General features: G+C 51.4%; 16 protein-coding genes. 5 read left to right on the top strand and 11 right to left on the bottom strand.

Annotated elements, in window-relative coordinates; all coding sequences use genetic code 11:
- Positions 1-33 precede the first annotated feature (33 nt).
- From ALO_RS10145 to nifJ, 7 genes are all read right to left on the bottom strand, one after another.
- Positions 34-1,233: an iron-containing alcohol dehydrogenase gene (locus tag ALO_RS10145; RefSeq protein ID WP_004095344.1), complete on the bottom strand. Its 1,200-nt coding sequence runs from the start codon at positions 1,231-1,233 to the stop codon at positions 34-36.
- Positions 1,234-1,559: 326 nt separating this feature from the next.
- Complete coding sequence (locus ALO_RS10150; RefSeq protein WP_004095347.1) at positions 1,560-2,051, bottom strand: 1-aminocyclopropane-1-carboxylate deaminase/D-cysteine desulfhydrase; 492 nt, start codon at positions 2,049-2,051, stop codon at positions 1,560-1,562.
- A gap of 16 nt (positions 2,052-2,067) precedes the next feature.
- On the bottom strand, positions 2,068-2,820 hold the full coding sequence (locus ALO_RS10155; RefSeq protein ID WP_004095350.1) for an amino acid ABC transporter ATP-binding protein: 753 nt from the start codon (positions 2,818-2,820) through the stop codon (positions 2,068-2,070).
- A 1-nt stretch (position 2,821) separates the two neighbouring features.
- Positions 2,822-3,556, bottom strand: a complete 735-nt coding sequence (locus tag ALO_RS10160; RefSeq protein ID WP_004095353.1) for an amino acid ABC transporter permease — start codon at positions 3,554-3,556, stop codon at positions 2,822-2,824.
- Positions 3,557-3,560: 4 nt separating this feature from the next.
- Positions 3,561-4,247, bottom strand: a complete 687-nt coding sequence (locus ALO_RS10165) for an amino acid ABC transporter permease (protein ID WP_004095355.1) — start codon at positions 4,245-4,247, stop codon at positions 3,561-3,563.
- A 29-nt stretch (positions 4,248-4,276) separates the two neighbouring features.
- Positions 4,277-5,092: a transporter substrate-binding domain-containing protein gene (locus ALO_RS10170; protein WP_004095356.1), complete on the bottom strand. Its 816-nt coding sequence runs from the start codon at positions 5,090-5,092 to the stop codon at positions 4,277-4,279.
- Positions 5,093-5,321: 229 nt separating this feature from the next.
- Positions 5,322-8,852: a pyruvate:ferredoxin (flavodoxin) oxidoreductase gene (nifJ, locus tag ALO_RS10175; protein ID WP_004095358.1), complete on the bottom strand. Its 3,531-nt coding sequence runs from the start codon at positions 8,850-8,852 to the stop codon at positions 5,322-5,324.
- A gap of 249 nt (positions 8,853-9,101) precedes the next feature.
- Between nifJ and ALO_RS10180 the strand changes: the two genes are divergently transcribed.
- Entirely contained in the window at positions 9,102-10,010 is a 909-nt protein-coding gene (locus ALO_RS10180) for a LysR family transcriptional regulator (protein ID WP_004095359.1), read from the top strand.
- A gap of 49 nt (positions 10,011-10,059) precedes the next feature.
- Here the strand turns inward: ALO_RS10180 and ALO_RS10185 are convergent, their stop codons facing one another.
- The 4 genes from ALO_RS10185 to recA form a co-directional block, all read right to left on the bottom strand.
- A complete protein-coding gene (locus tag ALO_RS10185; RefSeq protein WP_004095365.1) occupies positions 10,060-11,415 on the bottom strand; it encodes an MATE family efflux transporter in 1,356 nt (451 codons plus the stop codon).
- A complete protein-coding gene (locus ALO_RS23520; protein WP_274428120.1) occupies positions 11,408-11,539 on the bottom strand; it encodes a hypothetical protein in 132 nt (43 codons plus the stop codon). Before ALO_RS23520 ends, ALO_RS10185 begins: the two co-directional genes overlap by 8 nt.
- Positions 11,540-11,542: 3 nt before the next feature.
- Positions 11,543-12,331 (bottom strand): GTP-sensing pleiotropic transcriptional regulator CodY, encoded by a 789-nt coding sequence (gene codY / locus ALO_RS10190; protein WP_004095367.1) that lies wholly within the window; start codon positions 12,329-12,331, stop codon positions 11,543-11,545.
- 384 nt (positions 12,332-12,715) lie between these two features.
- The gene (recA, locus tag ALO_RS10195; RefSeq protein WP_004095372.1) at positions 12,716-13,858 is read right to left on the bottom strand and encodes a recombinase RecA; all 1,143 of its coding nucleotides are present in this window, start codon (positions 13,856-13,858) and stop codon (positions 12,716-12,718) included.
- A 244-nt stretch (positions 13,859-14,102) separates the two neighbouring features.
- Here recA and ALO_RS10200 point away from each other — a divergent pair, with 244 nt between their 5' ends.
- The 4 genes from ALO_RS10200 to ALO_RS10215 are packed head-to-tail and all read left to right on the top strand — an operon-like array spanning position 14,103 to position 18,016.
- Positions 14,103-14,624 (top strand): TRAP transporter small permease, encoded by a 522-nt coding sequence (locus tag ALO_RS10200; RefSeq protein WP_004095375.1) that lies wholly within the window; start codon positions 14,103-14,105, stop codon positions 14,622-14,624.
- Positions 14,624-15,913, top strand: a complete 1,290-nt coding sequence (locus tag ALO_RS10205; protein ID WP_004095379.1) for a TRAP transporter large permease — start codon at positions 14,624-14,626, stop codon at positions 15,911-15,913. Before ALO_RS10200 ends, ALO_RS10205 begins: the two co-directional genes overlap by 1 nt.
- A gap of 49 nt (positions 15,914-15,962) precedes the next feature.
- Positions 15,963-16,970, top strand: coding sequence for a TRAP transporter substrate-binding protein (locus ALO_RS10210; protein WP_004095382.1), 1,008 nt, complete (start codon positions 15,963-15,965; stop codon positions 16,968-16,970).
- A 38-nt stretch (positions 16,971-17,008) separates the two neighbouring features.
- Positions 17,009-18,016 carry a TRAP transporter substrate-binding protein gene (locus tag ALO_RS10215; protein WP_004095383.1) on the top strand — a complete coding sequence of 336 codons (1,008 nt, stop codon included), beginning with the start codon at positions 17,009-17,011 and terminating at the stop codon, positions 18,014-18,016.
- Positions 18,017-18,099 lie beyond the last annotated feature (83 nt).

The raw sequence follows: 18,099 nt of genomic DNA on the forward strand, positions 1-18,099 counted from the left end.
CTTTTTATGGTCTCTTAAAATAATGATCTCGTCTTACAGCGAATCCTCATATATCGTCCTCACCACGTCTCTGGATGCTTCGACCGGCGCCATGCTCAGCAGCAACCCGAGGCTGGGGGTATCAAAGGCCAGTTCGACCAGCCGGTCGATATCCTTCGCCGTAAAGCCCTCTTCCGTCAGATGTTGTTTGATTCCGACCTGTTTCAGCCACTTTTTCAGTCCGTCATGAGCCTGGGCGGCTTCATCGGGAGTACCTTGCAATCCAGGCACAAGCGGGGCCAGTATGGCAGCCAGAATGCCGGCTTTTGCCGGGTAAATCTGTTTCACCACTGCCGGCAAGAGAATTCCCAGACCCAGGCCGTGCGCCAGCTCAGGCTTCAGGCCGCTCAGCGGATGCTCAAGAGCATGCGTCAAATGGAGCAGCCCGTTGTCGAAAGCGACGCCGGCAATCAGCGAGGCATACAGCAAATGATAGCGGGCTGCCAGGTCGCCGGGATCTTTTCTTGCCTGCGGCAAGTAGCGGGCCACAATGTCGATGGTCTCTTTCGCCAGGCTGACGGCCAGCGGGTTTCCCGCCTTGGTGGTAGCCGCCTCAATCACATGATTGACCGCATCTACGGAAACATACGATGTCTGATCAGGCGGCAATAAGGTCATGAGCGCAGGGTCATCAATCGAATACAGCGGATAGATACAATCGAAAGCGAGTACCGGTTTGAATTCTTTCTCCGGAATGGTAATAACGGCGAACCGGTCAACTTCAGTGCCTGTGCCGTGGGTCAAATTGACGGCAATGACCGGCACGGCTTTTTCCACGGAAAATTTAAATTCGCAAAGGTCCCGCGCCGTTTGGTCAGGATAGGCAAGCAGAATGGCGACCCCTTTGCCGGCGTCAATCGGGCTGCCGCCGCCAATGGCAATAACCGCCGTCGCCCCAAAATCCCGGGCGATTTTCACAGCTTCATCCACTTGGTCCGCAGTGGGATTGGGAGTAATTTTATTATATACGACGTAACCGATCCCCTTTTCATCAAGAGCCTTTTTCACGACATCCCAGGCGCCTGATTTGATATACGAGCCCTTGCCGGTTACAACCACTGCCTTCTTGATCCCCCGGCCGGTAAGCGCAGCGGCGATATCACTCATCTTGTTGATTGCGCCTGCGCCCAAATAGGTCGTTGTTTTGGTGCGGACCTCTGCCACCTGATGAATGTCAATCTCTCGTTCCCACATATGGATCCCCTCCCCAATAAAAGTTGCGCCTTGAATTTCAAGACATTCTTATGTTATGCAAGTATTATGCCATTGCCTGATATGAATACAAACTGTCTCCCGGCCTCATGGCATGCCATACCCCGCATATAACACACCTCTGCCTGTCTGCACCGTCAGCAGAAAAACTTTTGTGGCATATGTACTGTCATCATAGTTATAACACAATTATAACATATCCGTTACATAAAAGTAACAAATATGTTATATAAAGGAATTCTTTAAATGAAAATTTGCTGCCTTCGGTTATTGAACCAACAGAATTTTTNCGCCTGCTTACCCGGCGGTCAGCCAATCTCTCCCACGATGGCTTTCTCGGCAAACAGCGCCGGCGTGCCGCCGCTGTGTAAAAATACCACCCTGCTGCCGCGGCGGATTCTGCCATCGGCGATATGCCGGAGCAGTCCGGCAAAGGCCTTGCCGGTATAGACGGGGTCCAGAAGTATTCCCTCGGTTTCCGCCAGCAGGCGGATGGCGGCCGTGGCGGCGGCGTTGGGGATCTCGTAGCCCGGCGGATAAAAGTCGTGGTCAACGTCAATATCGGCTGCGGTTACCGGAACTGACAGGCCCAGATTCGCCAAAGTCCCACTGCTAAGCGTCAGCAGCTTCGGCAAATAGTCGGCGCCTTTTTCGCCGACAGCAACCGAAACAATCTGCAGGGAAGACCCCAGCAGCTTTTTGCCGGCCACCAGCCCGGCCAGAGTGCCGCCGGAACCGGTGGCATGGAATAAATAATCGCCTGCTGCGCCGCTGTCCGCCAGTTGAGCCGCCGTATACATCTCACACCTGCTTTCTTTAAATCGAGAAGCTCCAGCGCGGCAATATCCGCTCCAGAAACTGCTTGGTCCGCTCTTCCTTCGGCTGCGTGAAAATTTCCTGGGGACTGCCTTCTTCCACGATCACGCCGCCGTCCATAAATACGATGTGATTGGCGATATCACTGGCAAACGACATTTCATGGGTTACAACCACCATAGTAATGCCATCCCGGGCGACCTGGCGCATAACCGACAGCACTTCTCCCACCAGTTCCGGATCAAGGGCGGATGTCGGCTCGTCAAACAAGATCACTTCCGGGTTCAGCGCCACCGCCCGGGCAATGCCGACCCGCTGCTGCTGGCCGCCTGAAAGCTGCAGGGGGTAGGCTCCGTACTTATCCTTGAGGCCGACCTTGTCCAGCGCTTTTTGGGCCATCTCTCTCGCCTGCTCCCGCGGCATCTTCCTGGCGGTCACCAGCCCTTCCATCACATTTTCCAGGGCGTTCATATTGTTAAACAGATTATAGTTTTGAAAAACCATCGCAGTTTGACGCCGGATATGCAGAATTTCTTTGCTGCTGACATGCCTGAAGTTGACCTTCGTGGCGCCGAGCGTCATTTCCCCGTCATCCGCCGATTCCAGAAAATTGATGCAGCGCAGTAACGTCGTTTTGCCGGAGCCGCTTGGCCCTAGAACGACAACGACTTCGCCCTTGTTCACACTCAAATCGACTCCCTTGAGCACTTCATTCCTGCCAAACGATTTACGAACCCCATTCAGTTGAATCATGCTATAACACCTCTCTTCGCCAGCCGCTCTCCGGCAGTCTGAACTGATAGCGCTTGAAATACTTTTCCAAGATGTCAGAAAATTTCTCCACCAACAGGCACATCGCCCAGTAAATCAGCGCCGCCGCAATATACGCCTCCAGAAAGCGATAATTAATTTGCGCGGAGGTCAGGGCGCCGTTCAACACATCGACCACCGTGATCAGATAGACGATGGAAGAACCTTTGATGAGCCCGATAAAATTATTGCATAAAACCGGTACGGCGAAGGGAAATGCCTGCGGCAGAACCACCCGCCGCAATGCCTGCCATTTGGTCAGGCCCACCGAATAGCAGGCTTCATACTGCCCGTCATTGACCGACAGCAGCGCACTGCGCATGGTCTCCGACACAATCACCACCGCATACACCGCCAGGGCGATAATACCGATATAGGTTTTATCCATGAACCGGAAGATATCCGCCCAGCTATACCATTTTGCCAGCGCGTCAAACGGCTTTAATATCAAAAAGTTCATGATAAAGATATGCAGCACCAGCGGAATGCCCTTGACGACAGGAATCACCATATCGGCCGCCCTGCCGATAAACCGGACCCTGAATCTGCGGACAATGGCGATCAGCGTGCCCAGCACAATGCCGATGACCAGGGGAATCACCGACAGGGCAAGCGTGACCGGAATATACCGCACGGCCACCTTGAAGGATGCGGCAACATATTGAAACTCAAAAATCATGATGTCACCTCCTGTTGGCAATGAGCGTTTTTTCGGCCCGGGTAAACAGCGTTTCCAGCAGCAGGCTGACCGCGATAAAGATAACCGCCAGAACTACATAGCCTTCCAGTTCATGATAGGTGCGGTTTCCGATAGCCTCTGCCTGGCCGACCATATCGAGAATGCCGAGGGTAAACGCCAGCGAGGTCGATTCGAAGACATCAACCACCCGTGTGCCGAAAACGGGAAACGCCGTTAAGAAGGCCTGCGGCAAAATCACCCGGTGCAAAGCCTGCCAGCGGCTTAGCCCGACCGAGTAGGCCGCCTCCCTTTGCCCGGCCGGCACACTGGCGATGGCCGAGCGGATGATTTCCGACATAAACGCCGCATTGTTGAAGCCGTAGGCCACCAGCACAAAGTACAGCTTATCCCAGTGATTAATATCGAGCCCTATCGTTTCCAGCAAGAGCGGGAGCCCGTAATAGACAATGAATAACTGGATGATAACCGGCGTCCCCCGGATAAAGGAAACATAAACCAGCGCCAGGCGGTTTAAGACCGGTAACCGGTAAAGGCGGACCATGGCAATCATGAATCCCAGCAGCGTTCCGACTGCAAGCGAGAAGACTACGATCAACAGGGTAATGTGAAACCGGGATACAATACTGGGAAAATACTCAAAGACCAGTCGTATGTCAAACAGACTGCCCATGCCCGATCTCCTCTCGGCTGGCCCGCCGTTTATTCCGCACTATAGTCGGTGTTCGTATATTGATAGGACAGTTTGGAAAGAGTGCCGTCTTTTTTCATTTCTCTCAGAACACGGTCAATATCGTCGCGCAGCTGCGTTTCTTTCTTGCTCAAAATGAAGTAAGCCTGGGATTCGCTGAATAAGCTTTCATTGTTAATCGCCAGCCCGCCACCGAAAGCTTCATTATTGCGATGAAAAGTTTTTCGCGTCATGACGCCGGCGTCCAGCCGTCCGTTGACCAGGTCGTCGTACACGACGCCGTTGCCGCCGGAGGTATAGACAATGTTAATTTTTTTATCATGCTGCTGATTGTATTTCTCTAAAATCGCGGCGGTATTGCTGCCCTGAGAGCAGCCGACCCTTTTGCCGGCTAAATCGTCGATCGTTTTAAGATCCGTCCGCCCTTTGGCGAAAACGATTCGTTTGTCATAGTTGGCAAAGCCTTCATTAGTGAACAGGTACTTGGCCTCGCGGGCGGGGTTTTTTTCAAACTGCTGCGTGGCGATGAGCACCTTTTTTGCATCAATGCTGAGCAGCAGATTTTTCAGTTCAATGGATTGATACTGAAACTCGTACTGCGGCAGCCGGGAATCAATCTCCTTCAGAACCGCCGCATCATAGCCGGCGGGCTGGTTATTGGCGTCAATATAGGCATAGGGCTCAAAGGTCGAGCCGACCCCAACCGCTATTTGCCGCACCGGCGATGCTGCCGGAGTCTGCACCGCCGGCTCCTTGCCGCATCCCGCCAGCAGTAAGGCTCCTGCCAAAACTCCCCAGCCGATAAACCCATAAAGCTGTTTTCTCATATCCAATCTCCTCTTTCTTCCTGAATATATAGTTGCGAATCGTTATCTTGAACTACTCCTGAGATTATTCTTACTGCCAGCACCTCCCTCGCTAAAATAAAGAGGCGCAGGGGACTGTGCATTCACAGATCCTCTGCGCCTCTGGTTTTCCAGTTAGCTTACATCAATTATAGATGATCGGTTACCCGTTGTCAATCGGGCGGCTCTTATTGAGTCACCGGCTGTCGGGTTACTGCTTGCCAGCGGCAGCTTCCTCATACTGCTTGGCCAGCCGTTTGTAAGACTCCCGTCTTTCGGCGGCGTCTTTGGCGGTTTTGGTAAACAGAGCTTCCGCTGTTTCCGGGAACTGGGTCTTGAGGGAAGAGTAACGGACCTCGCCCATGAGGAATTCCCTGAAGTCAGAGGTAGGTTCCTTGGAATCCAGGCTGAAGGGATTTTTCCCGGCGTCTTTCAAAGCCGGATTATAGCGGTACATGGACCAGTATCCGCTATCCACCGCTTTCTTGGCCTCCAGCTGGCTGTTGCCCATGCCGGCTTTCAGACCGTGGTTGATGCAGGGAGCATAGGCGATAATCAGAGACGGGCCGGGGTACGCCTCGGCTTCGGCAATGGCCTTCAGAGTCTGCGCTTTATCGGCGCCCATAGAAATCTGGGCGACATAAACGTACCCATAGCTCATGGCCATCATGCCTAAGTCTTTTTTCTTGGTGTGTTTGCCGCTGGCGGCAAACTTGGCAATAGCCGCGGTCGGGGTGGCTTTGGAGGACTGACCGCCGGTATTGGAGTACACTTCGGTGTCAAATACAAAGACATTCACGTCTTCGCCGGAAGCCAGCACATGGTCCAGGCCGCCGTAACCGATGTCATAGGCCCAGCCGTCGCCGCCGAAAATCCAGTGGGAACGCTTGACAAAGAAGTCTTTTTGCTTGTAGATTTCTTTTATCAACGGTTCATTGGACTTTTCGGCTTCTAAGAGACCGGTGAGCTTATCAGCCAGAGCCCGGGTGCCCGCGCCGTTATTCCAGTTATCCAGCCATTCCTGGATGGCGGCCTTCAAGCCGGCGCTTACGTTCAGTGCCAAAGCCGCCTGCATCTGCAGGACCAGTTTTTCCCGGAGCTGTTTTACTCCCAGATACATGCCCAGGCCAAACTCGGCATTATCTTCAAACAGGGAGTTAGCCCAGGAAGGTCCATGTCCCCGGTGATTCTTGGTATAAGGGGTGCTGGGTGCGCTGGCGCCCCAGATGGAGCTACAGCCGGTAGCGTTGGCAATCATCATACGGTCGCCGAACAGCTGGGTGATCAGCTTGGCATAAGGAGTTTCGCCGCAGCCGGCGCAGGCGCCCGAGAACTCCAGCAGGGGCTGTTCGAACTGGCTGCCTTTTACGGTTTGCGCATTTAAGGGGTTGGCTTTGGGAGACAGGCCCATGGCGTAATCCCAGAGAGGCGCCTGATCCAGCTGGCTTTCCAAGGGTTTCATCACCAGGGCTTTTTCTTTGGCGGGACAGACCTGGGCACAGTTGCCGCAGCCTGCACAGTCCAAAGGGGAGACGGCGATGCGGAAATTAAAGTCTTTGATGCCTGTCGCCGGTTTAACGGTAAAGCCCGCCGGCGCTGCCTTGGCCTCAGCCTCGCTGACCAGAACCGGCCGGATGGCGGCGTGAGGACAAACAAAGGCGCACTGGTTACATTGAATGCACTTGTCAATTTCCCACTGAGGCACATCAATGGCTATGCCGCGTTTTTCATAAGCCGCGGTGCCGCCGGGGAAGGTGCCGTCTTCCATGCCGACAAAAGCGCTGACCGGCAGATTGTCGCCTTCCTGACGATTCATCGGAATCACGATGTTTTGGATAAAGTCCGGCGCATTGCTGGCAGCAGCCGCTTCATCCTGGGCGCTGTTCCAGGCCGCCGGCACCTGAACCTTCACCATGGCGTTGACGCCCTGATCAATGGCCGCATTGTTCATATCCACGACTTTCTGCCCTTTGTTGCCATAGGAGTCTACCACGGCGTTTTTCAGATACTTGACAGCCTCTTCCACCGGAATGATGTTGGCCAGCTTGAAGAAGGCCGATTGCATGATCATGTTGATCCGGCCGCCCAGCCCCAGGTCCTGAGCGATCTTGACAGCGTCCATAATATAGAAGTTGATCTTCTTGTCGGCTAAATAGCGTTTCATGGCTGCCGGCAGTTTCTCTTCCAGTTCTTTTTCGCTCCAGCTGCAGTTCAGGAGGAAAGAACCGCCTGGTTTCAAGCCGTCCAGCACGTTGTATTTGGTGACATAGGACTGGTTGTGGCAGGCCACAAAGTCGGCTTTGTTAATCAGATAAGGAGACTTGATCGGCTTCTTGCCGAACCGCAGGTGGGAAATGGTAATGCCGCCGGATTTTTTCGAGTCATAGGCGAAGTAAGCTTGCGCATACATGTCGGTATGATCGCCGATGATCTTGATGGCGCTTTTGTTGGCGCCCACCGTGCCATCGGAGCCAAGTCCCCAGAACTTACAGGACGTAGTGCCTGTCGGGGTGGTGTCCACATCGCTGCCCGTGGGCAGGGAGGTATGGGTCACATCATCCACAATGCTGATGGTAAACCGGTCTTTGGGCTGGGCCTGTTTGAGGTTGTCAAACACAGGAATAATATGGGCCGGCACCACATCTTTGGAGCCTAAGCCGTAGCGGCCGCCAACGATAACCGGCTGCCATTCCTTGCCGTAAAAAGCGCTTTTTACATCCAGGTACAAGGGTTCGCCGATGGAGCCCGGTTCTTTTGTGCGGTCCAGAACAGCGATTTTCTTGACGGTTTTGGGGATATACTTGAAGAAATGCTCCAGAGAGAAAGGACGGTACAGATGAACGGTCAAAAGACCCACCTTTTCCCCCTTGGCATTCAGATAGTCTACGGTTTCCTCGATGGCCTCGCACACCGAGCCCATGGCCACGATGATGCGGTCGGCGTCTTTGGCGCCATAATAGTTGAAGAGATGATATTCCCGGCCGGTCAGCTTGCTGACCTGAGCCATATAATCCTCGACAATGGCCGGAATGGCTTCATAGTAAGGATTGGACACTTCTCTTTCCTGGAAGTAAATGTCCGGGTTCTGGGCAGTGCCGCGGATCACGGGATGATCAGGATTCAAAGCCCGGCTGCGGAAAGCGTCCAGGGCGTCGTGGTCCACTAGTTTGGCCAGTTCCTCATAAGAAAAAATTTCAATTTTTTGGATTTCGTGCGAAGTCCTAAAGCCGTCGAAGAAATTCACGAAGGGAACCCGGCCTTTAATCGCCGCCAGATGGGCAACAGCGCTCAGGTCCATAACCTGCTGCACACTACTTTCGGCTAACAGAGCAAAACCGGTCTGACGCGCGGCCATGACGTCCTGGTGGTCGCCAAAAATGTTAAGAGCGTTGGCAGCCAGCGCCCGTGCGCTGACGTGGAACACTCCCGGCAGAAGTTCGCCGGCAATTTTGTACATATTGGGAATCATCAGCAAGAGACCCTGCGAGGCGGTGTAAGTCGTCGTCAAGGCACCGGCCTGTAAGGAACCGTGAACAGCACCGGCGGCACCAGCCTCGGACTGCATTTCCATCACTTTCACCGGCTGGCCGAAGATGTTTTTCCTGCCTTCGGCAACCCATTCATCCACATACTCGGCCATCGGTGACGAAGGAGTAATCGGGAAAATAGCGGCAACTTCCGTAAAGGCATAAGATACGTGAGCCGCTGCCGTATTCCCGTCCATGGTCTTCATTTTTCTCATCCGTTCAATCCCTCTCTCTCTAGTTTTTAGGTATTCAAGTATTCCTAAATACAATATTTAATCATAACTTTTCATTTTCCTTTAAATTGAAACTATACAGAAAACTCATAGTGCTCATCTACGAAAGGAATACTGCCTGGTGATCCTTTTTTTATCATAATTGATTTTAATCTATAAAGAAAATATATCATTTTAATCTTTACCATGAGCAAAATAGATAGTAAAATCTTAATCAAGGGGGGAGTGTCTATGGATATCTTACATTTAAGATACTTTACCGAAGTGGCCCGTCAGAAAAACTTCAGCAAAGCGGCGCAGATCATCCATGTGTCCCAGTCTGCCATCAGCAAGATCATTAAAGATTTGGAAACTGAACTGGGAGTGACCCTGCTGAACCGGAATTCCAAGGCAGTGGAGCTGACTGATGCCGGCATCATTTTTTTCAACCAGGCCCAGCAGGTAGTTTCCCTGTTCGACAGCCTGACTTCCGAGTTTGAAAAAGAATACAAACTGGCCCGGGGCAAGATCCTGATCGGACTGCCGCCGATTACCGAGGCGACTGTCTTCGCCCAATTGCTGGGCGAGTTTAGAAAGCAGTATCCACAAATCGATATTGAGTTATATGAACACGGTTCCAAAAAAGTAGAGCAAAAAATTCGGGAAGGCAGCCTGGATATCGGTATTGTCTGCCATATTCCTGATATGACCATATATGATTCTTTTGCCCTGTCCAATGACCCTCTTAGAGTCATCATCCATACCGGCCACCCTTTGAGCCGGCTGAAGAGCATTGATTTAAAGTCTCTGGCTTACGAGTCCTTTGTCATTTATCGCGACGATTTCAGCCTGCATGATGAAATCATCGATAAGTGCAAACTGGCCGGATTTCAGCCCAAAATCATTTTCGAAACATCCCAGCAGGAACTCATGATTCAAACCGTCGCCGCCAATCTGGGCATCGCTTTTCTGCCCAGCCGATTATGTGCAGACCTCCATATGAATACAATTACCACCATCCCCTTGGTAAATCCTCCTATTTGGCACCAGATGTCAGTGATCTGGAAAAAAGGCCGCTATCTTTCCCATGCGGCTCAATTATGGCTCAGCTTTGCCCGGAAGTATCTTTTCCAGGAAGATACCGATGAAGAACTGGCATAGCATTGAAAAAGAGGATGAGGCCCAAACGCCTCATCCTCTTTAATATTATTTACGACTTGTCTGCCTGCTCCTGCAGCGATAGATGTTTTATCTCCCGGACCATGACAATACCGGTCAAGAGAGCCGCGCCCATATCTGAGATGGGTCCGGCCAGCCAAATACCGATCAGGCCCAGGAATTGCGGCAGCAGATAGACCATGGGTATTAAAATGATAATTTGCCGCAGCAGGTTGAAGACAATAGCGTATCCCGCCTTACCCACAGCCTGAAAATAATTGGCGCTGATCATTTGGAAGCCTATTACCGGCAACATGGCTAAAAAGAGTCTCAGGCCGGTGGCCCCCAGATGAACAAGTTCCGGGTTACCGTTAAACAGACGAATGATCTGTTCCGCGAAAAGCTGCACACTGGTAAAACCCAACAAACACAGGACGGTTGCGGCCAATACGGCTGTTTTAACAGTCTCGATCACTCTTTTATATTGGCCGGCGCCATAATTATAGCCAATGATAGGCTGGGCACCCTGGCTGATGCCTATGATAGGCATTAAAAGCAGCATCAGCATCCGGTTAATGATGCCAAAGGCTGCTACCGCTGAAGTTCCCCCATGGGCTAACAGGGTAAAATTAAAAATGACCATGACCAGGCTGTTGCCGATCTGCATCAAAAAAGGCGCCATGCCGATTCGGGTAATCCCCGCCAGAATTTTTCCGTCTACCGCCAGGCAGCGCCGTCTTAGCGTAAGCGTACCTGATCCTCTGATAAAATACACCATAACCCAGGCGGTGGAAATGGCCTGAGCCAGAACGGTGGCCCAGGCTGATCCCTTGATTCCCATACCAAAACCAAAAATAAACAGAGGATTAAAGATCATGTTTAAAATCGCCGCGATCAGCATGGTTAAAAGCGCTGTTCTTGGGTCGCCCTGAGCCCGGATAATGCCGTTGAGGCCAAAGCTGATATGCATGAATACGCTGCCGGCCAGGATAATGAAGGAAAAATCCCGGGCATAGGGCAGTACCTCTGGCGTCGCCCCCAGCAAAAGCAGCAAGGGGTCCAGAAAATATAAGGCCACCCCTGTGGTGACCAAAACAAATCCGCTGATCATGGTAAAAGCATTGCCTAAAATCAGTTCAGCGCCGGCTTTGTCCTGTTTGCCCAGCCGGATGGAGACCAAGGCGGCTGCCCCCAGGCCCACCAGCATGCCCACCGCCATGAGAACCGACATCAGAGGAAAGGCGATAGTGACGGCGGTAAGCCCTACTTCTCCCACTCCCTGTCCGACGAAAACGCTGTCTACCACATTATATAACGCATTCACGACCATCCCGATAATCGCAGGAACGGAATAGCTCCGCAACAAAGAAGATATCCTATCTTCTCCTAAGGCCTGCGCCTTATTCATAACCGCCACCCAACCCTTCGCCGCCAATAATTCCTGAATCGGACCGGAAAAAGAATAAAATGAGTGACCATTCCGGCGTCACCCATTTATCCTGTGGTCCAGCATAATGGCTGAGTTTTGCCACGTTTTACAAACCACTCTTTTTCATCTTCCCCAGTTCATCCAATAAATACTCGTTTAAAACTTTAATGTAGGTCCCTTTCATCCCCAAGGATTTGGAGTCGATTACGCCGGCGCTTTCAAATTTACGCAGGGCATTGACAATGACCGAGCGGGTGATGCCGACCCGGTCAGCGATCTGACTGGCCACCAGCAAACCTTCGTTGCCGCCCAGTTCGTTGAAGATATGCACGACGGCTTCCAGCTCCGAGTAGGAAAGAGTCCCCAAAGCAATGTGAACGGTTGCCTTTTTCCGGGCTTCTTCCTCGATTTTGCCGCTGCGATCCCGCAGAATCTCCATGCCTACGACTGTAGCGCCATACTCTGCCAAGATCAGATCGTCGTCGACAAATTTATCATGGAATTTAGCCACGAGCAAAGTGCCGATCCTTTCGCCGCCGCCAAAGATCGGAATAATCGTGGTGAACTTGTCGTTAAACAAACATTTGGTACCCTCCTCCGCAAAGGCGCACAGACCGTCCTTGAGACAAATATTGGGGGAGACTTCATAAATGCGCTGCAGCCATTCCACATACCGTTCCGGAAATATTCCTTTTTCCAATACAGTGTCTTGCATCAGACTGCATTCAAAATTATCCATGCAGGTATAGCCAAGAATATGCCCGTCCTTACTCACAATATAGACATTGGCGCTGATGACGCTGCTCAGCACAGCGGAAATTTCTTCAAACTGAACTTTCTCCGACTTTTGCAGCAGCTTATTTATTTTGCGCGTGCGTTCCAATAATGATAACATGGTTATGATTCGCCTACTTTCTTTTGCTTTTTACTGAGAATTTGTAAATGGGTTCATACATAGCATATCCAGTTTGCAGCATTGACTTGCTATGCCATTCACATCCATGCCGCTTCCGGTGATTTCCATATTGAAAAGGAAAAACCCAAAAACTCAAAGACTATATAGTCCTTGAGCCGCATTGCTCCCCATTTTTTACTATAACATATTCTGCGACAATTATCTACATTTCTTTCCCTTATTTCGTACCACAACCTCAAGCAACTGACGGGGTTGGCGCCGGGCTGTTTCCTGCAATGGCTAAAGTAACCAGGATATATAAAAAAGGATGACAAGCCTGTTGCAGGTTGATCATCCTTTTTCTGTTCGGTGGATCTTTTGCTCTTATTCCAGTTCTTCCGGACCGACGTCTTCCGGATCATTACCGGCGCCTGGCGCCGCGGTCATGACATTGGCGACCGCGACCGACATTTCCCGAATTTTTTTCTCAATTTTATCGGCGATATCCGGCCGGTCGGTTAAAAACTGCTTTACATTTTCCCGTCCCTGTCCGATGCGCTCATTTTCAAAGGAATACCAGGAACCGCTTTTATCCAGGATTTCAAGAGTTGTGCCCATATCTACCAAAATGCCTTCCCGGGAGATTCCCTTGCCGTACATAATATCAAATTCGGCCTGCTTGAAAGGCGGGGCGATTTTATTTTTGACGACTTTCACCCGGGTGCGATTGCCAACGACATCGTTTCCCTGTTTGATGCTTTCCACTCTCCGTACGTCCAGCCGCACCGAGGCATAAAACTTTAAGGCCCGGCCGCCGGTGGTTACTTCCGGGCTGCCAAACATCACGCCGACTTTTTCTCTCAATTGATTGATAAAGATAGCCGTGGTGCGGGATTTGCTGATAATACCGGTCAGCTTTCGCAGAGCCTGGGACATCAAACGGGCCTGGAGACCCATCTGGGCGTCTCCCATGTCGCCCTCCAACTCAGCTTTGGGCACCAGGGCCGCCACCGAATCCACGACAATCACGTCAATGGCCGAGCTTCTGACCAGAGCCTCGGCTACTTCCAGAGCCTGCTCGCCGTAGTCAGGCTGAGAAATCAGCATTTCGTCGGTATTGACCCCCAAAGCCTTGGCATAGACCGGGTCCAGAGCATGCTCCACGTCAATGAAGGCAGCAATGCCGCCGGCTTTTTGCGCCTGGGCGATGATCTCCAGGGCGACGGTGGTTTTACCCGAGGATTCGGGGCCGTAGATCTCCACGACCCGGCCCCGGGGAACGCCGCCGATCCCCAGCGCGATATCCAGGGAAAGGGCACCGGTGGGGATGGCTTCCACCGTCATTTTCGCGGCTGCCTCGCCCAGTTTCATAATCGATCCCTTGCCAAAATCTTTTTCGATTTGTTTCAATGCGCCTTCCAGCGCCCTTTGCTTCTCGTTTGCGGCCGCAGCCTTTTCCGCTTTTTCCCCTCGTTCCGTTTTGGTTGCTCTCTCTATTTTCTCCGCTCTTTCTGGTTGTTCCGCCATATCTCATTCCTCCGCCAAACAAATGTTTGACTCTATTTTATCACCGAACAAGGGTTCTGTAAAGGGTTTGGGCAGGTTTTTTTTATTGTTCTCGGCAAGCTTTGTTTCTTCTGAATAATTTTAAATAATCTAAAAAAAACACAAAACATTCCGAAATGATTCGTCTGTTAATTCTGTCAATACCCTCGTACAATAAAAAAAGAGACACTACGATAAGGATAAATAGACGAAAAGGGGGAAAATGATGAAGAAAATCAAGGAACTAGCTCTCCTTATTGACACTATTTTTGAGTCGGCTGCTCTGATTGGATTAACCTCCATGATACTGGTAGTGACAACACAGGTCATGACCCGTAAGCTGTTTAATTTTGTGTTCTTCTGGTCAGAAGAGGTCACGCTGCTTTTACTGGTCTGGTTTTCTTTTATGGGCATGGCCATCGGCTTTCGCGAAGGGCTGCATCTGGGAATGGACTCCTTGATTGATCTGCTGCCGGCTAAAGTGATAAAGATGGTAGAGCTATTCATTGAAGTCTGTGTTTTGTGCTTTGGCGTGTATTTGATTGTGTATGGATGGGAATTTACTGTATTGATGCATGATTCCACTCTGCCGGCTACCAAGCTGCCTAACAGTACTCTGTACATTGTCATGCCCATCACCGGCGTCATGATCTGTGCCTATTCCCTGCTGCATATAGCCAATATCAATACAAAACGGCACAAAGGAAACGAAATTGAGATGGGCGCAGGCCTAGGCGGTGATAAATAATGGATACGACGATGGCAATTATCATATTAACGGTTAGCTTTATCGCACTGATGCTGCTTAAATTTCCGGTAGCCCTTAGCTTGGCGGGAGCTACCCTGGCGACGCTGATTTACGTTGGAATTCCCCTGCCGGTATTAGGACAGCAGATGGTCCACGGAATCAGTTCTTTTTCTCTTCTGGCCATTCCCTTCTTTATTCTGACCGGTCAGATTATGGGAGAAGGCGGCCTGGCCCTCAGGCTGGTGAATTTCGCCCAGCTTCTGGTGGGGCATATCCGAGGCGGTTTGGCGATGGTAAACTGTGTCGCCTGTATGTTTTTCGGCAACATTTCCGGATCAGCGGTGGCTGACGCTTCTTCCGTCGGTTCGGTTATGATCCCGATGATGAAAAAGAAAGGGTATGATGTGGACTACTCGGTAGGTCTTACGATTTCTTCGGCGATTCAGGGGGTCGTAGTCCCCCCCAGTCATAATCTGGTCCTTTATTCCATCGTCGCCGGCGGCATTTCGATTAAATCGCTGTTTTTGGCAGGAATTGTTCCCGGCTTTATCCTGTTGGGAACATTGATGACGGTAGCATATATATACGCCGTTAAGCGGGGCTACCAACCGGGGGAACCCGTTCCGAAAGAGCAGCGCCCCAGCATCATTCTCAATGGCTTGGTATCTATCTCCCCGGCCTTTGTAATTTTAGGCGGCATTATCTCCGGCTTGTTTACCGCTTCCGAGTCAGGCGCCCTGGCTGCGCTCTACGCCTTTATTCTGGCTTTTGGCATATACCGGGAGGTCCCCTTAAAGAGTATGATTCCGGTGCTGAAGCGTACCTTCCGCACCGTGCTGATGGTTTACTTCCTGATCGCCACCTCGGCGGCTTTTGGCTGGATAATGGCTTATCTCAAACTGCCGGAATTGATTACCCAAGCCTTTTTGACGATCTCGGACAGCCCCATCATTATTATGCTGCTGATTAACATTCTGCTCTTAATCCTGGGCGGGCCCATGGACATGGCCCCCATGATTCTGATTATGACGCCGGTGCTGCTGCCGGTATGCACCGCTATCGGCATTGATCCGGTTCACTTCGGGCTGATTCTGATCTTTAACGCCGGCATGGGACTATTGACGCCGCCGGTAGGAACTGTTTTGTTTGTAGGCTGCGCCATTGGCGGTATCGGCATCTCTCAGGGAACAAAGGCCATGATGCCTTTCTTCTGCGCCATGATAGTAGTCCTGCTGCTGATTACCTATGTACCGCAAACGGTCCTGTGGCTGCCCACTCTGTTTAAGTAAGGAGCATGTGGCGGGATTTCCCCCGCTATGATAATAAAGGAGGAAGATTATGAACAAAAAACTATTGACCGTTCTTCTTATGTTCATGCTGGTCCTTATCGCGGCCGGCTGCGGCGGCAATGACACCCAAACCGCCGGCCAAAAGGCGGAAGGCGCCAAGTACAATTTCCGCCTGGCAGAGCAGCATCCGCCTGAACATCCCTGTACCCTGGGGGACAAAAAGTTCGCCGAGCTGGTAACTCAAAGGACAAATGGCCGCATTAAAATCGACGTGTTTCCCTCTTCTCAATTAGGGGAAGAAAAGTCAGTCATTGAACAGGTGCAATTAGGCGCCATTGAATTCACCCGGGTGAGCAGCGCGCCTCTGGCCGAGTTCAATAAATCCTTCGGGGTGTATACCCTGCCCTATATTTTCGACAATGCCGATCATATGTGGAAATACTTAAACGGCGATGGCCAAACAATGCTGGATAACCTGGAAAAATCCAAGATGAAGGGTTTAGCCTACTATGATGCAGGCGCCCGCAGTTTCTACACAAAAAAACCGGTAAAAACCTTAGCTGATCTGGCCGGCATGAAAATCCGGGTGCAGCAAAGCAAAATCAGTATGGAACTGATCAGCGCACTGAATGCCAGCGCTACTCCCATGCCTTCGGGGGAAATCTTCAGCGCCCTGCAGACCGGGGTTATTGACGGCGCCGAAAACAATGCCGCTACCATGATGGTGCAGAATCACTTCCAAATTGCCAAAAACTATATTTTGGACGGGCACCAGCGGGTGCCGGAAGTTCTGTTGATCTCCAAAGTGACCTGGGACAAATTGTCCGATGAAGACAAGAAAATCATCAAACAGGCTGCCATGGATTCTGTGACGACCCAACGGGCCGAATGGGATAAGTTTGAAAACGGCGCTTTGACAAAAATTAAAGCCGCCGGCGTAACCGTAACGGAAGTAACCGATATAAAACCCTGGCAGGCAGCGGTGAAGCCGGTTATCGACAAATACCGCGCTGAATATCAATCAGAGTTGGAGGCCATTGACCAAGCCCGCAAGTAGGGGATCGTTGAAAATATATACTGGAGGGGAGAATGAGTATGAAAAAGTTAGTCTCACTGGCAGTCCTGGTGGTTATGCTGTCCATACTGGCAACTGGCTGCGGCAGCAGCAGCACCGCCGATAAGAAGGGGGAGGCGCCCAAATATAACTTCCGTCTGGCCGAGACGCATCCGGCGGATTATCCTACCACCCTGGGCGATAAGAAATTCGCCGAACTGGTATTGGAGCGCAGCAAGGGCCGGATTAAAATTGATGTGTTTCCTGCTGCCCAGCTGGGAGAAGAAAAATCGGTGATTGAACAGGTGCAGCTGGGAGCGATTGAGTTCACCAGGGTAAGCAGCTCGCCTCTGGCCGAGTTCAATAAGCAATTCGGCGTATATTCCCTGCCCTACATTTTCGATAATGATGAGCATGTCTGGAACTTTCTGAATGGCGAGTATGGGCAAAAGATGCTGGACAACCTGGAGAAATCCAAGCTCAAAGGTCTGGCATACTATAGTTCCGGCTCCCGCAGCTTCTATACCAAAAAGCCGGTAAAAAGCGTAGCCGATCTGCAAGGTTTGAAGATCCGCGTACAGCAGAGTAAAGTGAACATGGACCTGATCAGCGCCCTGGGGGCCAGCGCCACGCCAATGCCTTACGGGGAAGTATTCAGCGGTCTGCAGACCGGCGTTATTGACGGCGCCGAAAATAATTCTCCCAGCTATCTGACCGCCAATCATTTCCAGGCAGTAAAGAATTTTATTCTCGACGGCCATCAGCGTGTTCCGGAAGTGCTGATGATCAGCAAAGTAACCTGGGATAAACTCTCGGAAGAAGACCGCAAACTGATCAAGCAAGCCGCCATGGACTCGGTTGCCACCCAGCGGGATCTGTGGGACAAATTCGAGAAAGAATCTATGGATAAGCTGAAAGCCGCCGGCGTGACTATCACCGAAGTTACCGATGTGAAGCCCTGGCAGGCAGCTGTTAAACCGGTCATTGATAAATACTCCGCCGATTATAAAGACGATTTGGCTGCCATTGCAGCAGCTCGCAAGAAATAATAACGGGAGAATCAGAGAGGCCGGCGGCCTCTCTGATTCTTTCAGCCGGCTCAGATGAAAGGAACGGGCCCGGAAAACGGCGA

Source organism: Acetonema longum DSM 6540 (genome assembly GCF_000219125.1).
In the GTDB taxonomy this organism is placed as follows: domain Bacteria; phylum Bacillota; class Negativicutes; order Sporomusales; family Acetonemataceae; genus Acetonema; species Acetonema longum.

Bases quoted from the DNA above. Each gene is read 5' to 3' on its own strand.
- ALO_RS10145 (WP_004095344.1), bottom strand. From the start codon at position 1,233: ATGTGGGAACGAGAGATTGACATTCATCAGGTGGCAGAGGTCCGCACC.
- ALO_RS10150 (WP_004095347.1), bottom strand. From the start codon at position 2,051: ATGTATACGGCGGCTCAACTGGCGGACAGCGGCGCAGCAGGCGATTAT.
- ALO_RS10155 (WP_004095350.1), bottom strand. From the start codon at position 2,820: ATGATTCAACTGAATGGGGTTCGTAAATCGTTTGGCAGGAATGAAGTG.
- ALO_RS10160 (WP_004095353.1), bottom strand. From the start codon at position 3,556: ATGATTTTTGAGTTTCAATATGTTGCCGCATCCTTCAAGGTGGCCGTG.
- ALO_RS10165 (WP_004095355.1), bottom strand. From the start codon at position 4,247: ATGGGCAGTCTGTTTGACATACGACTGGTCTTTGAGTATTTTCCCAGT.
- ALO_RS10170 (WP_004095356.1), bottom strand. From the start codon at position 5,092: ATGAGAAAACAGCTTTATGGGTTTATCGGCTGGGGAGTTTTGGCAGGA.
- nifJ (WP_004095358.1), bottom strand. From the start codon at position 8,852: ATGAGAAAAATGAAGACCATGGACGGGAATACGGCAGCGGCTCACGTA.
- ALO_RS10180 (WP_004095359.1), top strand. From the start codon at position 9,102: ATGGATATCTTACATTTAAGATACTTTACCGAAGTGGCCCGTCAGAAA.
- ALO_RS10185 (WP_004095365.1), bottom strand. From the start codon at position 11,415: ATGAATAAGGCGCAGGCCTTAGGAGAAGATAGGATATCTTCTTTGTTG.
- codY (WP_004095367.1), bottom strand. From the start codon at position 12,331: ATGTTATCATTATTGGAACGCACGCGCAAAATAAATAAGCTGCTGCAA.
- recA (WP_004095372.1), bottom strand. From the start codon at position 13,858: ATGGCGGAACAACCAGAAAGAGCGGAGAAAATAGAGAGAGCAACCAAA.
- ALO_RS10200 (WP_004095375.1), top strand. From the start codon at position 14,103: ATGAAGAAAATCAAGGAACTAGCTCTCCTTATTGACACTATTTTTGAG.
- ALO_RS10205 (WP_004095379.1), top strand. From the start codon at position 14,624: ATGGATACGACGATGGCAATTATCATATTAACGGTTAGCTTTATCGCA.
- ALO_RS10210 (WP_004095382.1), top strand. From the start codon at position 15,963: ATGAACAAAAAACTATTGACCGTTCTTCTTATGTTCATGCTGGTCCTT.
- ALO_RS10215 (WP_004095383.1), top strand. From the start codon at position 17,009: ATGAAAAAGTTAGTCTCACTGGCAGTCCTGGTGGTTATGCTGTCCATA.